The organism is Roseomonas gilardii subsp. gilardii (assembly GCF_023078375.1).
Classification (GTDB): Bacteria; Pseudomonadota; Alphaproteobacteria; order Acetobacterales; family Acetobacteraceae; genus Roseomonas; species Roseomonas gilardii.
In genome coordinates this window covers 3,257,126-3,270,846 of record NZ_CP095554.1, presented here as the reverse complement: position 1 = coordinate 3,270,846, position 13,721 = coordinate 3,257,126, and the positions used below count along the sequence as shown (strand labels likewise).

General features: G+C 67.1%; 12 protein-coding genes, 3 tRNA genes and 1 pseudogene. All 16 read left to right on the top strand.

Annotated elements, in window-relative coordinates; translation table 11 throughout:
* The first annotated feature begins 102 nt into the window (after positions 1 to 102).
* The 16 genes and pseudogenes from lon (at position 103) to nuoK (ending at position 13,719) form a co-directional block, all read left to right on the top strand.
* Positions 103 to 2,511 carry an endopeptidase La gene (lon, locus tag MVG78_RS15040; protein WP_247552775.1) on the top strand — a complete coding sequence of 803 codons (2,409 nt, stop codon included), beginning with the start codon at positions 103 to 105 and terminating at the stop codon, positions 2,509 to 2,511.
* Between the two features lie 227 nt (positions 2,512 to 2,738).
* A complete protein-coding gene (locus tag MVG78_RS15035; RefSeq protein ID WP_247552773.1) occupies positions 2,739 to 3,014 on the top strand; it encodes an HU family DNA-binding protein in 276 nt (91 codons plus the stop codon).
* A gap of 82 nt (positions 3,015 to 3,096) precedes the next feature.
* Positions 3,097 to 3,168: transfer RNA gene (locus MVG78_RS15030), tRNA-Val, on the top strand.
* Positions 3,169 to 3,502: 334 nt separating this feature from the next.
* Positions 3,503 to 3,579, top strand: a tRNA-Asp gene (locus MVG78_RS15025).
* A 71-nt stretch (positions 3,580 to 3,650) separates the two neighbouring features.
* Positions 3,651 to 3,727 (top strand) — tRNA-Asp (locus MVG78_RS15020).
* Positions 3,728 to 3,972: 245 nt separating this feature from the next.
* A complete protein-coding gene (locus tag MVG78_RS15015; protein WP_027280287.1) occupies positions 3,973 to 4,341 on the top strand; it encodes an NADH-quinone oxidoreductase subunit A in 369 nt (122 codons plus the stop codon).
* A gap of 116 nt (positions 4,342 to 4,457) precedes the next feature.
* Positions 4,458 to 5,009 carry a NuoB/complex I 20 kDa subunit family protein gene (locus MVG78_RS15010; RefSeq protein ID WP_247552771.1) on the top strand — a complete coding sequence of 184 codons (552 nt, stop codon included), beginning with the start codon at positions 4,458 to 4,460 and terminating at the stop codon, positions 5,007 to 5,009.
* Positions 5,002 to 5,709, top strand: a complete 708-nt coding sequence (locus tag MVG78_RS15005; RefSeq protein ID WP_247552769.1) for an NADH-quinone oxidoreductase subunit C — start codon at positions 5,002 to 5,004, stop codon at positions 5,707 to 5,709. Before MVG78_RS15010 ends, MVG78_RS15005 begins: the two co-directional genes overlap by 8 nt.
* A 68-nt stretch (positions 5,710 to 5,777) precedes the next feature.
* Positions 5,778 to 6,947, top strand: coding sequence for an NADH-quinone oxidoreductase subunit D (locus MVG78_RS15000; RefSeq protein WP_247560461.1), 1,170 nt, complete (start codon positions 5,778 to 5,780; stop codon positions 6,945 to 6,947).
* The gene (locus tag MVG78_RS14995) at positions 6,944 to 7,636 is read left to right on the top strand and encodes a complex I 24 kDa subunit family protein (protein WP_027280283.1); all 693 of its coding nucleotides are present in this window, start codon (positions 6,944 to 6,946) and stop codon (positions 7,634 to 7,636) included. Before MVG78_RS15000 ends, MVG78_RS14995 begins: the two co-directional genes overlap by 4 nt.
* Positions 7,637 to 7,640: 4 nt before the next feature.
* Entirely contained in the window at positions 7,641 to 8,963 is a 1,323-nt protein-coding gene (gene nuoF, locus MVG78_RS14990; RefSeq protein ID WP_247552767.1) for an NADH-quinone oxidoreductase subunit NuoF, read from the top strand.
* Between the two features lie 4 nt (positions 8,964 to 8,967).
* Positions 8,968 to 11,061, top strand: coding sequence for an NADH-quinone oxidoreductase subunit NuoG (gene nuoG / locus MVG78_RS14985; protein WP_247552765.1), 2,094 nt, complete (start codon positions 8,968 to 8,970; stop codon positions 11,059 to 11,061).
* A gap of 5 nt (positions 11,062 to 11,066) precedes the next feature.
* On the top strand, positions 11,067 to 12,077 hold the full coding sequence (gene nuoH / locus MVG78_RS14980; protein ID WP_247552763.1) for an NADH-quinone oxidoreductase subunit NuoH: 1,011 nt from the start codon (positions 11,067 to 11,069) through the stop codon (positions 12,075 to 12,077).
* A gap of 72 nt (positions 12,078 to 12,149) precedes the next feature.
* Positions 12,150 to 12,638 (top strand): NADH-quinone oxidoreductase subunit NuoI, encoded by a 489-nt coding sequence (nuoI, locus tag MVG78_RS14975; RefSeq protein ID WP_019460035.1) that lies wholly within the window; start codon positions 12,150 to 12,152, stop codon positions 12,636 to 12,638.
* Between the two features lie 72 nt (positions 12,639 to 12,710).
* Positions 12,711 to 13,334 (top strand): annotated as a pseudogene (locus MVG78_RS14970) (NADH-quinone oxidoreductase subunit J); the annotation flags it as partial.
* Positions 13,335 to 13,407: 73 nt separating this feature from the next.
* Positions 13,408 to 13,719: an NADH-quinone oxidoreductase subunit NuoK gene (nuoK, locus tag MVG78_RS14965; protein WP_019460037.1), complete on the top strand. Its 312-nt coding sequence runs from the start codon at positions 13,408 to 13,410 to the stop codon at positions 13,717 to 13,719.
* The last annotated feature ends 2 nt before the right edge of the window (positions 13,720 to 13,721 follow it).

Below are 13,721 nucleotides of genomic sequence, written 5' to 3'. Positions count from 1 at the left end.
GTCATCCCATCCCCGTGGCACCGGGGCCGTGCCGTCCGATGGAAGCCCGAGGTCGGGTCTTCCTGTGGGCGGCCCCGGGCCGACTGTCCATAGTGAGGTCCCATGACGGAAACTGTCAGCGGCGAATTGCTCCCCGTCCTGCCGCTCCGGGACATCGTCGTCTTCCCGCATATGATCGTGCCGCTTTTCGTGGGGCGCGAGAAATCCGTGCGTGCCCTGGAAGCGGTGATGCGGGAGGACAAGCAGATCCTCCTCCTGGCGCAGCGCAACGCATCCCAGGACGACCCCCAGGCTTCCGATCTCTATGAGATCGGCACCGTTTCCACGATCCTCCAGCTTCTGAAGCTGCCGGACGGCACCGTGAAGGTGCTGGTCGAGGGCGGCCGGCGGGCCCAGGTGGTCGGCTGGAAGGAGACGGATTCCTATTTCGAGGCCTTTTCCACCCCGGTGGAGGAAGCCGCGCCGGCCGAGCCGCGCGAGGTCGAGGCGCTGGCCCGCTCCGTGGTCACGCAGTTCGAGCAGTACATCAAGCTCAACAAGAAGATCGCGCCCGAGGTGCTGGTCTCGATCAACCAGATCGAGGACGTGGCCAAGCTGGCCGACACGGTGGCCAGCCATCTGAACCTCAAGATCTCCGAGAAGCAGGAGCTGCTGGAGACGGTGGGCGTGGGCGCCCGGCTGGAGCGGGTCTTCGCCCATATGGAGAGCGAGATCGGCGTCCTGCAGGTGGAGAAGCGCATCCGGAACCGCGTCAAGCGGCAGATGGAGAAGACGCAGCGCGAGTACTACCTGAACGAGCAGCTCAAGGCGATCCAGAAGGAACTGGGCGAGGGCGAGGAAGGCAAGGACGAGACCGCCGAGCTGGAGGCCAAGATCAAGGCCACCAAGTTCACCGCCGAGGCGCGCGAGAAGGCGATGGGCGAGCTGAAGAAGCTCAAGACCATGTCGCCGATGAGCGCCGAGGCGACGGTGGTGCGCAACTACCTCGACTGGATGCTCTCCATCCCCTGGAAGAAGAAGAGCAAGGTCCGGAACGACCTGAAGGCCGCGGAGGAGGTGCTGGACGCCGACCACTACGGGCTGGAGAAGGTCAAGGAGCGGATCCTGGAGTATCTGGCCGTGCAGTCGCGCAGCCAGAAGATCAAGGGACCGATCCTGTGCCTCGTGGGTCCTCCGGGCGTCGGCAAGACCTCGCTGGGCAAGAGCATCGCCAAGGCGACCAACCGTAACTTCGTGCGCATGTCGCTGGGCGGCGTGCGGGACGAGGCGGAGGTGCGCGGCCACCGGCGGACCTATATCGGCTCCATGCCGGGCAAGGTCATCCAGGGGATGAAGAAGGCGAAGACCTCCAACCCGCTCTTCCTGCTGGACGAGATTGACAAGCTGGGCGCCGACTGGCGCGGCGACCCGTCCTCGGCCCTGCTGGAGGTGCTGGACCCGGAGCAGAACAGCAGCTTCGCGGATCATTACCTGGAGGTGGACTACGACCTGTCGGACGTGATGTTCATCACGACCGCCAACTCGCTGCGCATGCCCCAGCCGTTGCTGGACCGCATGGAGATCATCCGCATCCCCGGCTACACGGAGGATGAGAAGATCCAGATCGCCAAGCGGCACCTGATCGCCAAGGTCACCGAGGCGAACGGGCTGAAACCCGGCGAGTGGACGATCACCGACGAGGCCCTGCTGGACCTGGCGCGGTACTACACGCGGGAGGCGGGCGTGCGCTCCTATGAGCGCGAGCTCGGCGGCGTGGCGCGCAAGGCGGTGCGGGAGATCGTGTCCGGCAAGGCCAAGAAGGTCGCGGTCACCCGCAAGAACCTCGAGAAGTATGCGGGCATCAAGAAGTACCGCTATGGCGAGGCGGAGCTGGAGGATCAGGTGGGTGCCGTCACCGGCCTCGCCTGGACAGAGGTGGGCGGCGAGATCCTGACCATCGAGGCGGTGCTGCTGCCCGGCAAGGGCGCGGTGAAGCACACGGGCAAGCTGGGTGACGTGATGCAGGAGAGCGTCTCCGCGGCGCTGTCCTATGTCCGCAGCCGCTCCATCACCTTCGGCATCAAGCCGACGCTGCTGGAGAAGCGGGACATCCACGTCCATGTGCCCGAGGGCGCGACGCCGAAGGACGGGCCCAGTGCGGGCATCGCCATGGCCACCGCCATGGTGTCGATCATGACCGGCATTCCCGTCCGCAAGGATGTGGCGATGACGGGCGAGATCACGCTGCGCGGCCGGGTGCTGCCGATCGGCGGGCTGAAGGAAAAGCTCCTCGCGGCGATGCGGGCCGGTGTCACCACCGTCTTCATCCCGCAGGAGAACGAGAAGGACCTCGCCGAGATCCCCGACTCGGTGAAGAAGTTCCTGAAGATCATCCCCGTTTCCCATGTGGACGAGGTGATCGCCCAGGCGCTGGTCCGGAAGCCCGAGGCCATCGAGTGGGACGAGGCGTCCGAGGCGCCGCCGGCCAAGCCGGGCGCCGGCGCGCCGGCCTCGCCCAGCCTGCCGCACTGATCCTCCGGGTGGGGCAGGGGCCTCGCGGCTCCTGCACCCCAGGGTTGCGGGACGGCCATCGTGGCCGCCCTGCCGCTTCTCCCAGGGAAGTGCGCGAGGTGCGGCTTCCGCGCGGTTTCGGGCCGTTGACGGCCGGAAACCGCGCTGCCTAGTGTCCCGGCCAGGAGGGGGAAGTTCCGCTCGGGGCTTCCCCCGTATTGTTGGTGATCACCGGAGGGGTATCGCAGGTGAACAAGCAGGATCTCGTGGCCGTGGTGGCCGAGACGGGCGAACTGACCCGGGCCAAGGCCACCGAGGTGGTGGACGCGATGTTCAAGGCGATCGAAGCGTCCCTGAAGGAGAATCAGGAGGTCCGGCTGGTTGGTTTCGGCACCTTCTCCATTTCCACCCGTAAGGCCGGCACCGGCCGGAACCCGCGCACCGGGGAGGAGATCAGGATCGAGGCTTCCACCTCCGTGCGTTTCAAGCCCGGCAAGGGGCTCAAGGACGCGCTGAACTCCTGATTCCAGAGGCATGGCGGGGGCGGTGGCCTGGGCCTCGCTTCCGCCTTATCCTGCCGGCCCTGTTGCCCTGGCGGATGTCCTTGGGCGCTTAGCTCAGCGGTAGAGCGCCTCGTTTACACCGAGGATGCCGGGGGTTCGAATCCCTCAGCGCCCATTCCGCGCACTGCTTCCCTTTCCGCCTTCCTCGTTTCGTATCCTGCCGGGCCTTGTTCCGGGCGGGCCGGCGCACCAGCGCCCATTCCGGATTCGGCGGCGAGTCGCTCACCGGATGGGATGCCGGAGGAGGGGGCTGTCATGCATGTCATATCGGACTGACCGGGGCGGTTTCCGGGGTGGCGGACGATCCGGCGGATGCGCCGGGAATGGTGGCCCGAATGGTCCGTGGCCTGCTTGACACCTTCCCCGCCACCCCATAAACCCCGCCCCACGAGCCGCACCGAAGGGCGCGGCGCTCCTCTCGCCCCAGGGCAGTGGGGCTTGCATCGTGTGCGGGTGTAGCTCAGTTGGTTAGAGCGCCGGCCTGTCACGCCGGAGGTCGCGGGTTCGAGCCCCGTCACTCGCGCCACCCGATGCAGCATCGTTCCTGGACCCGGCATGGCTGACGGATCGCCGTCGGCCCTTGTCGCATTGTTTTGCGCGGGTGTAGCTCAGTTGGTTAGAGCGCCGGCCTGTCACGCCGGAGGTCGCGGGTTCGAGCCCCGTCACTCGCGCCATCCACCGCATTCCTTGCCTTTCGATCAGCGCGGCGGCATTCTTTTCGTCACAAGAACTGCCCCATGTATCCGGACCGAATTTGTCCGGATTTATTGTCGGCCTGTCATGTCGGCATGCCCCCTTGTCTTTGGGTCACATGGCGGTATTGCTGCCCGCGCGCTATGGCAGTGTCCTGCGGGTCGCAGTATGTTCGCGCTGCATCGCACACGCCCTCGTGGCGCTGTTTGCATTGGATAACGAAACGATGACGCAGCCGCTCCTCGCCGAGTACTTCCCGATCCTCGTCTTCCTGGCCATCGCGGTGGTGATCTCCATCGCCATGGTGGGCGGTTCGTTCCTGGCGGCGCACCAGAAGCCGGATCCGGAAAAGCTCTCGACCTATGAGTGCGGCTTCGAGCCGTTCGAGGACACGCGGCATCGCTTCGACGTGCGTTTCTACCTCGTGGCCATCCTGTTCATCATTTTCGACCTCGAAGTGGCCTTCCTGTTCCCCTGGGCGATCTCGCTGGGCACCCTCGGCTGGGTGGGCTTCCTGTCCATGATGGGCTTCCTGACCGTGCTGACGGTCGGCTTCGTCTATGAGTGGCGGAAGGGCGCGCTGGACTGGGAGTGAGCACGGCAGGCAGGGCGGGGCAGGAGCCGCCTTGCCGCCGTGGGGCGCCGCGATGGGGCCCCTGGAAGGAATGTGCTGCGTGACCATGCTGAGTGACCGGCGGGTGGGAGAGTTGAATGTCTGATCAAGCCGTTGCCTGGAACAAGGACGCGCTTCCGCCCGGCCCGGGACAGGATGCGGTGATCCGTGGCGTGACCGGGGAGATCCAGGAGAAGGGCTTCGTGATCGCCAACCTGGACAAGGTGGTGAACTGGGCCCGCACCGGCAGCCTCTGGCCGATGACCTTCGGCCTGGCCTGCTGCGCGGTGCCGATGATCCATGCCTATATGGCGCGCTACGACCTCGACCGCTTCGGCGCCATCCCGCGCGGATCGCCGCGCCAGTCCGACGTGATGATCGTGGCCGGCACGCTGACCAACAAGATGGCCCCGGCCCTGCGCAAGGTCTACGACCAGATGTCGGAGCCGCGCTGGGTGATCTCCATGGGCTCCTGCGCCAATGGCGGCGGGTACTACCATTATTCCTACAGCGTGGTACGCGGCTGCGACCGGATCGTGCCGGTCGATGTCTATGTGCCCGGCTGCCCGCCGACGGCCGAGGCGCTGGTCTATGGCGTGCTGCAGCTTCAGAAGAAGATCCGGCGGACGGGGACCATCCTTCGTGGCTGATACCGACTCCACTCCTTCCGCGCCGCTCTCGCCGCTGGCAGCGCTCGGCCAGGCGATCACCGCGGCGGCGCCCCAGGGTTCCGTGCTGGATGCGCGGGTGACGCGGCGGGCCGAGACCGCGCCGGGCGAGCTGGTGGTCCGGCTGCGCCGCGAGGCGGTGCTGCCGGTGATGCTGATGCTGCGCGACGACCCGCGCTTCGCCTTCGAGCAGTGCATGGACATCTGCGGTGTGGACTGGCCCGGGCGGGCCGAGCGCTTCGAAGTGGTCTGGAACCTGCTGAGCCTGCGGCACAACCACCGCGTCCGCGTGATCGCCAGCACGGACGAGAACACGCCGGTGCCCAGCGTGGCGGCGATCTGGCCGACGGCGACCTGGTTCGAGCGAGAGGCCTGGGACATGTACGGCATCCTCTTTGCCGGACAGACCGATCTGCGTCGCCTGCTCACGGATTACGGTTTCGAAGGGCATCCGCTGCGCAAGGACTTCCCGCTCACCGGCCATGTCGAGGTCCGCTACGATTCCGAGCGGCGCGAGGTGGTCTATGAGCCGGTGAAGTTGACCCAGGAATTCCGCCAGTTCGACTTCCTTTCTCCCTGGGAGGGCATGACCACGCTGCCCGGTGACGAGAAGGTGCATCTGAACCGCCTGCCGCCGCCCGAGGAAGGCCCGGCGGACGAGCAGAAGGAGGCCCAGAAGTGAGCCACCTCCTCACCGGAGATGTCGGCCCCGCCGAGGGCGATGCCGACCAGGGCAATACCCGCACCACCATCGAGGTGGACAGCCACACCATCAATTTCGGCCCGCAGCATCCCGCCGCGCATGGCGTGCTGCGCCTGATCCTGGAGATGAGGGGCGAGCAGGTCGAACGTGCCGACCCGCATATCGGGCTGCTGCATCGCGGCACCGAGAAGCTGATCGAGTACAAGACCTACGTCCAGGCGAACCCGTATTTCGACCGGCTCGACTATGTGAGCCCGATGTGCATGGAGCATGCCTTCGCCCTGGCGACGGAGCGGCTGCTGGGCATCGAGGCGCCGGAGCGGGCGCAGTATATCCGCGTGCTGTTCAGCGAGATCACGCGGCTGCTGAACCACCTGCTGAACGTCACCACCTTCGCGCTGGACCTCGGCGCCACCACGCCGCCGCTCTGGGGCTTCGAGCAGCGCGACCGCGGGCTGGAATTCTACGAGGCGGTGAGCGGCAGCCACTACCACGCGAACTACTTCCGCGCGGGCGGCGTGGCGAAGGACCTGCCGGCCGGGCTGGAGGAGCGGATCGCCGCCTGGGCCGACGGGCTGCCGAAGTTCATCGACGAGCTGGACACGCTGGTGACGGGCAACCGCATCATCAAGCAGCGCACCGTCGATATCGGCATCGTCTCGCCGGAGGAGGCGATGGCCTGGGGCTTCTCCGGACCCTGCCTGCGCGCCTCCGGCTGCGCCTGGGACCTGCGCAAGCAGCAGCCCTATGACGTCTATGACCGGATGGATTTCGACATCCCGGTCGGGCGCAACGGCGACTGCTACGACCGCTACCTCGTCCGCATCGCCGAGATGCGGGAGAGCGTGAAGATCATCAAGCAGTGCCTGGCGCAGATGAAGCCCGGCCCGGTCAAGGTGCAGGACAACAAGATCGCGCCGCCGAAGCGGTCGGAGATGAAGCGCTCGATGGAGGCGCTGATCCACCACTTCAAGCTCTATACCGAGGGCTATCACGTGCCGGAGGGCGCGACCTACACGGCCGTCGAGGCGCCGAAGGGCGAGTTCGCGGTCTATCTGGTCGCCGACGGCACCAACAAGCCGTACCGCTGCAAGATCCGCTCGCCGGGCTATGCCCATCTGCAGGCGACGGAGCTCATGACCAAGGGACACATGCTGGCCGACGCCGTGGCGATCATCGGCAGCATCGATGTCGTGTTCGGGGAGATCGACCGGTGAGCGACCACGCGCACGAGGGTCCGACCCAGGCCGTCGGCAAGGCCGAGGCGCATCACGAGCCTGCCTCCTTCGCCTTCGACGCGGAGAGCGAGGCGCAGATCGAGAAGATCCTGAAGCGCTATCCGGCGGGGAAGGAGGCCAGCGCCACCATCCCGCTGCTCTATGTCGTGCAGCGGCAGATGGGGCGGCAGACGGGCAGCGCCTGGGTGCCGCGCGTGGCGATGGACCAGGTGGCGAAACGGCTCGGCATGGCGCCGATCCGCGTCTACGAGGTCGCCAGCTTCTATTTCATGTTCAACACCAAGCCGATCGGGCGCTACCACCTGCAGGTCTGCGGCACGACGCCCTGCTGGCTGCGCGGTTCCGACGACGTCCTGCGCGCCTGCAAGGATGCTGGGCACCTCAAGGGCTATGGCGACACCAGCGCGGACGGGCTCTTCACGCTGACCGAGGTGGAGTGCCTCGGCGGGTGCGTGAACGCGCCGGTGCTGCAGGTGGATGACGACTACTACGAGGACCTGGACTACGAGAGCACGGTGAAGCTCATCGAGTCCCTGAAGCGCGGCGAGCGGCCGCCGGCGGGCAGCGCCATCGGGCGCGTGTGCAGCGCGCCGGTGGGCGGGGCGGAGACCCTGCTCGACATCCCGATGGTGGATGCCGATGGCCGTGACCTTCCGGTGAAGGAGTGAGACCATGGCGCTGAGCGACAAGGACCGCATCTTCACCAACCTCTACGGGCTGCATTCCTGGCAGCTCAAGGAAGCGCGGCGGCGGGGCAACTGGGACGGCACGGCGGGTATCATCGCCAAGGGCCGGGACTGGATCATCGAGGAGATGAAGCAGTCCGGCCTGCGCGGCCGTGGCGGCGCGGGCTTCCCGACCGGCATGAAGTGGAGCTTCATGCCCAAGTCCTCGCCGGACGGGCGGCCCTCCTATCTCGTCGTGAACTGCGACGAGTCCGAGCCCGGGACCTGCAAGGACCGCGACATCGTCCGCAACGACCCGCAGACGCTGATCGAGGGCTGCCTGATCGCGAGCTTCGCGATGGGCGCGCATGCGGCCTATATCTACATTCGCGGCGAGTACTACAACGAGGCCGTCATCCTGCAGGCGGCGATCGACGAGGCCTATGAGGCCGGTCTGCTCGGCGCGAACGCGGCCGGGTCGGGCTGGGACTTCGACCTCTACCTCCATCGCGGCGCGGGTGCGTATATCTGCGGCGAAGAGACGGCGCTCATCGAATCCCTCGAGGGCAAGAAGGGCATGCCCCGGCTGAAGCCGCCTTTCCCGGCGGCGGTCGGCCTTTATGGCTGTCCCACCACGGTGAACAACGTCGAGACCATCGCGGTGGTTCCGACCATCCTGCGCCGTGGCGGCGCCTGGTTCGCCGGCTTCGGCCGGCCGAAGAACTCGGGCACCAAGGTCTTCTGCATCCAGGGCCATGTGAACAAGCCCTGCAATGTGGAGGCCGAGATGAGCATCCCGATGCGGGAGCTGATCGAGCGCTATGCCGGCGGCGTGCGCGGGGGCTGGGACAACCTGCTCTGCGTCATTCCCGGCGGTTCCTCCACGCCGCTGCTGCCCAAGCATATCTGCGACGACGTGCTGATGGATTTCGACGCACTGCGCGAGCACAAGTCGGGCCTCGGCACGGCGGGCGTGATCGTGATGGACAAGTCCACCGACATCATCAAGGCGATCGCCCGCCTGTCGCAGTTCTACAAGCATGAGAGCTGCGGCCAGTGCACCCCCTGCCGCGAGGGCATGGGCTGGGTGAACCGGGTGATGTGGCGGATGGTGCAGGGCCGCGCGGAGATCGACGAGATCGACGTGCTGGAGCAGGTGACGAAGCAGATCGAGGGGCACACGATCTGCGCGCTCGCCGATGGCGGCGTCTGGCCGGTGCAGGGCCTGATCCGGCACTACCGCCCGGTGATGGAAGCGCGCATCGCCGAGTACAAGCAGCGCCACGCGGCGCCCTCAATGCCCCCCTCCATTCCCCTGGCGGCGGAGTGATCCGATGAGCGAGATCAAGACCGTCAAGGTCACGGTGGACGGTCAGCAGGTGGAGGTGCCTGCGGGCGCCACCGCGCTGCAGGCCTGCGAGGTCGCGGGCAAGGAGATCCCGCGCTTCTGCTACCACGAGCGGCTTTCCATCGCCGGCAATTGCCGCATGTGCCTGGTGGAGGTGGAGAAGTCGCCGAAGCCGCAGGCCTCCTGCGCCTTCCCGGTGATGGATGGGATGGTGATCAAGACGGACAGCGCCCTGGTTCGCCAGGCGCGCCGGAACGTCATGGAATTCCTGCTGATCAACCATCCGCTGGATTGCCCGATCTGCGACCAGGGCGGCGAGTGCGACCTGCAGGACCAGGCCGTGGCCTATGGCATGGACCACAGCCGCTACCGCGAGGCGAAGCGGGCGGTGAAGGACAAGTATGTCGGGCCGCTGATCAAGACCATCATGAACCGCTGCATCCTGTGCAGCCGCTGTGTCCGCTTCTCGGCGGAGGTGGCGGGGGTGCAGGAGATGGGCGCCACCGGCCGTGGCGAGAGCATGCAGATCGGCACCTATGTCGAGAAGGCGCTGACCACGGAGCTGGCCGGCAACCTGATCGACATCTGCCCGGTCGGCGCGCTGACCAGCCGGCCCTATGCCTTCACGGCACGGCCCTGGGAACTGACCAAGACCGACAGCGTGGACGTGATGGACGCGCTGGGCGCCGCGATCCGCGTGGATGCGCGCGGGCCGGACATCCTGCGCATCCTGCCGCGCATCAACGACGACGTGAACGAGGAGTGGCTGGGCGACCGCTCGCGCTTCTCGCATGACGCGCTGAAGCGGAAGCGGCTGGACCGCCCCTGGGTGAAGCGCGACGGGCGGCTGCAGCCGGCGAGCTGGCACGAGGCCTTCGAGGTCATCGCCGACCGCCTGAAGGGCGTGCCGGGCGAGCGCGTCGGCGCTGTGGCGGGCGACATGGCGGATGCCGAGAGCCTGCTGGCGCTGCGCGACCTGATGGAGCGGCTGGGTTCGCGGAACCTCGACTGCCGCCAGGACGGGGCGGCGATCGACGCCTCGCGGCGCGCCTTCTACCTGTTCAACTCGACCATCGCCGGGATCGACGAGGCCGATGCCATCCTGATCGTGGGCAGCAACCCGCGCCTGGAGGCGCCGGTGCTCAACGCCCGCATCCTGAAGCGCTGGAACCAGACGGCTCTTCGGGTGGCCTATGTCGGCCCCGAGGCGCTGGACCTGACCTATCCGGCCGAGCATCTGGGCGACGGGCCGAATCTGCTCTCCGGCATCGAGGTGGGCGAGGGGGCTTTCGCCCAGGCGCTGCGCGGGGCGAAGAAGCCGATGGTCATCCTGGGCCGTGGCGCGCTGGCGCGTCCGGACGGGGCGGCGGTGCTGGCCGCCGCCTGGGCGCTGGCGGGCCGGGTCGGCGCGCTGCGCGAGGACTGGAACGGCTTCAACCTGCTGCATCAGTTCGGTGGCCAGGTGGGCGCGCTTGATCTCGGCTTCCTGCCGGGCGAGGGGGGCAAGGATCTGGGCGCCATGCTCGGCGGCGGGGTGGATCTGCTCTGGCTGCTCGGCGCCGACAGCTTCGACCCCGCGCTGATCGGCGCGGGAACCTTCGTGGTCTACCAGGGCCATCATGGCGACCGTGCCGCGGCGCGGGCCGACGTGATCCTGCCCGGCGTGACCTATCTGGAGAAGAACGGCACCTACGTGAACACGGAGGGCCGGGTGCAGCGTGCCCGCCGCGCCGTCTTCGCCCCGGGCGAGGCGCGCGAGGACTGGCGCATCATCCGCGCGGCCAGCGAGATCATCGGGCGGCCGCTGCCTTATGACGACGAGGATGCGATCCGCGCCGCGCTGGTGCGGGCCAATCCGGTCTTCGGGCGGCTGGACGCGGTGGATGCGCCGTCCTGCCGCGAGAGCAACGGGCCGCGGGCCGGCGGGCAGCCGCTGGGCGGGGCCGGCTTCGTGCTGCCGATCACGGACTACTACCGCGTCGATCCGATCAGCCGGGCGAGCGAGGTGATGGCCGAGTGCAGCCGGGTCCGGGCCTCCGCGGCCGAACCCCGCCTGGCCTCCCATCTGGCGGCGGAGTGAGCGCGATGGACAGCTTCCTTTCCTCACCCCTGGGCATCCTGGCCCTGACACTGGCGCAGACCCTGGCGCTGCTGGTGCCGCTGCTGATCGCGGTGGCCTACCTCACCTATGCGGAACGCAAGGTGCTGGCCGCCATGCAGTACCGCCGGGGGCCGAACGTGGTCGGCCCCTTCGGCCTGCTGCAGCCCTTCGCCGACGCGCTGAAGATGATGACCAAGGAAACCATCATCCCGACCGGCGCGTCGCGCGTGCTGTTCATCATGGCGCCGATGATCACCTTCGTCCTGGCCATGCTGGCCTGGGCGGTGATTCCGGTGAACGATGGCTGGGCGATCGCCAACATCAATGTCGGCGTGCTCTATCTCTTCGCCATCTCCTCCCTCGGCGTCTATGGCATCATCATCGCCGGCTGGGCGTCCAACTCGAAATACGCCTTCCTGGGCGCGCTGCGCTCGGCGGCGCAGATGGTGTCCTACGAGGTCTCGATGGGCCTCATCATCGTGACCGTGCTGATGTGCGTGGGGTCGCTGAACCTGACGGACATCGTGCGGGCGCAGGAGCATGTGTGGTTCGCCATACCGCTCTTCCCGATGTTCATCATCTTCTTCATCTCGATCCTGGCCGAGACGAACCGCGCGCCCTTCGACCTGCCGGAAGGCGAGAGCGAGCTGGTGGCGGGCTTCTTCGTCGAATACAGCTCGATGACCTTCGGGCTCTTCTTCCTCGGCGAATACGCGAACATGATCCTCATGTCCGCGCTGACCACCATCCTCTTCCTGGGTGGCTGGTACCCGCCGATGGACGTGGCGCCGCTGAACTGGGTCCCGGGGCCGCTCTGGTTCATCCTGAAGATCCTGATCTGCCTCTTCGTCTTCCTCTGGGTCCGCGCGACCTTCCCCCGCTACCGCTACGACCAGCTGATGCGGCTGGGCTGGAAGGTCTTCCTGCCCTTCACCCTGGGCTGGCTGGTGCTGACCGCGGTGGCGCTGAAGGCCTTCGGGTGGCTGCCGGCATGACGCGGGCCCCGGACGACATGCGCATCCCCTCTTTCGCCACCACCATGGCCCTGGCCGGAAAGGCATAGCATCATGGCGACGCTCGACAGCCTGGCGCGCGGCTACCTGCTCGTGGATATCGCGCAGGGCATGTGGCTGACGCTGAAGGCTTTCTTCAAGCCCAAGGTCACGCTGAACTACCCGTTCGAGCGGCAGCCGCTCTCGCCCCGCTTCAAGGGCGAGCACGCGCTGCGCCGCTATCCGAACGGGGAGGAGCGCTGCATCGCCTGCAAGCTCTGCGAGGCGATCTGCCCGGCGCTGGCCATCACCATCGAGGCCGAGCCGCGCGAGGACGGGTCCCGCCGCACCACGCGCTACGACATCGACATGGTGAAGTGCATCTATTGCGGCCTCTGCGAGGAGGCCTGCCCGGTGGATGCGATCGTCGAGGGGCCGAACCTCGAATTCGCCACGGAAACGCGGGAGGAGCTTCTCTATGACAAGAACAAGCTGCTCGCGAACGGAGACCGGTGGGAACCGCTGCTCGCCGCAAGGCTCGAGCTCGACGCTCCCTATCGCTGAGAACGCATCCGGGGGCGCCGCAAAGCGCCCCCGGTTCACGAAGATGGAACGCCCCATGGACTGCCTGGCCCGATGATCGCAGCTCTCGCCTTCTACGCCTTCGCGGCGGTGCTGATCGCCTCCGCCGTGATGGTGGTGACCAGCCGCAATCCCGTCTACAGCGTGCTGTACCTCATCCTCGGCTTCTTCAACGCCGCCGGGCTCTTCCTCCTCGCGGGGGCGGAGTTCCTCGCGATGATCCTGGTCATCGTCTATGTCGGCGCGGTCGCGGTGCTGTTCCTCTTCGTCGTGATGATGCTGGATGTGGACTTCATCCGGATGCGGGAGGGCTTCCAGCGCTACGCCCCGATCGGGGCGATCATCGGCGGTATCCTCTTCCTGGAGCTGCTGCTGGTCCTGGCCGGCTGGCAGTTCAGCTCGGAGGCGCTGACGCTGCGCATGAACGCGGTGCCGTCCGACATGACCAACACCCACGCGCTGGGGCACCTGATCTACACGGACTACATCTTCCTGTTCCAGGCGGCGGGCATGGTCCTCCTGGTCGCGATGATCGGGGCCATCGTCCTGACCCATCGCGAGAAGACCGGGCCGTCGCGCCGGCAGAACATCGCCCAGCAGATCGCGCGTGCGGGCAAGGTGGAGATGCAGAAGGTGCCGAGCGGCACCGGGCTGGGCGAGATCGGCATCCTGCGGCCGCTGCCGCCGGAGCCGAAGGACAAGCCCAAGGCGATCCACCACGCTGATCATGGCCACGGGGGGGCCACCACTGATGCTCACCATCGGGCTTGGCCACTACCTGGCGGTAGGGGCGATCCTTTTCCTGCTCGGCATCTTCGGGATCTTCATGAACCGGAAGAATGTCATCGTGCTGCTGATGTCGATCGAGCTGATCCTGCTCTCGGTCAACACCAACATGGTGGCCTTCTCCTCGGCCCTGGGCGACCTGACCGGGCAGGTCTTCGCCCTGTTCATCCTGACGGTGGCCGCGGCAGAGGCCGCGATCGGCCTTGCGATCCTCGTCATCTATTTCCGTAACCGTGGCAGCATCGAGGTGGAAGACGTGTCCACCCTGAAGGGTTGAGC

Excerpts from the sequence above, each read along its gene's own strand:
- lon (WP_247552775.1), top strand. The coding sequence starts at position 103 with ATGACGGAAACTGTCAGCGGCGAATTGCTCCCCGTCCTGCCGCTCCGG.
- MVG78_RS15015 (WP_027280287.1), top strand. The coding sequence starts at position 3,973 with ATGACGCAGCCGCTCCTCGCCGAGTACTTCCCGATCCTCGTCTTCCTG.
- MVG78_RS15010 (WP_247552771.1), top strand. The coding sequence starts at position 4,458 with ATGTCTGATCAAGCCGTTGCCTGGAACAAGGACGCGCTTCCGCCCGGC.
- nuoF (WP_247552767.1), top strand. The coding sequence starts at position 7,641 with ATGGCGCTGAGCGACAAGGACCGCATCTTCACCAACCTCTACGGGCTG.
- nuoG (WP_247552765.1), top strand. The coding sequence starts at position 8,968 with ATGAGCGAGATCAAGACCGTCAAGGTCACGGTGGACGGTCAGCAGGTG.
- nuoH (WP_247552763.1), top strand. The coding sequence starts at position 11,067 with ATGGACAGCTTCCTTTCCTCACCCCTGGGCATCCTGGCCCTGACACTG.
- nuoI (WP_019460035.1), top strand. The coding sequence starts at position 12,150 with ATGGCGACGCTCGACAGCCTGGCGCGCGGCTACCTGCTCGTGGATATC.
- nuoK (WP_019460037.1), top strand. The coding sequence starts at position 13,408 with ATGCTCACCATCGGGCTTGGCCACTACCTGGCGGTAGGGGCGATCCTT.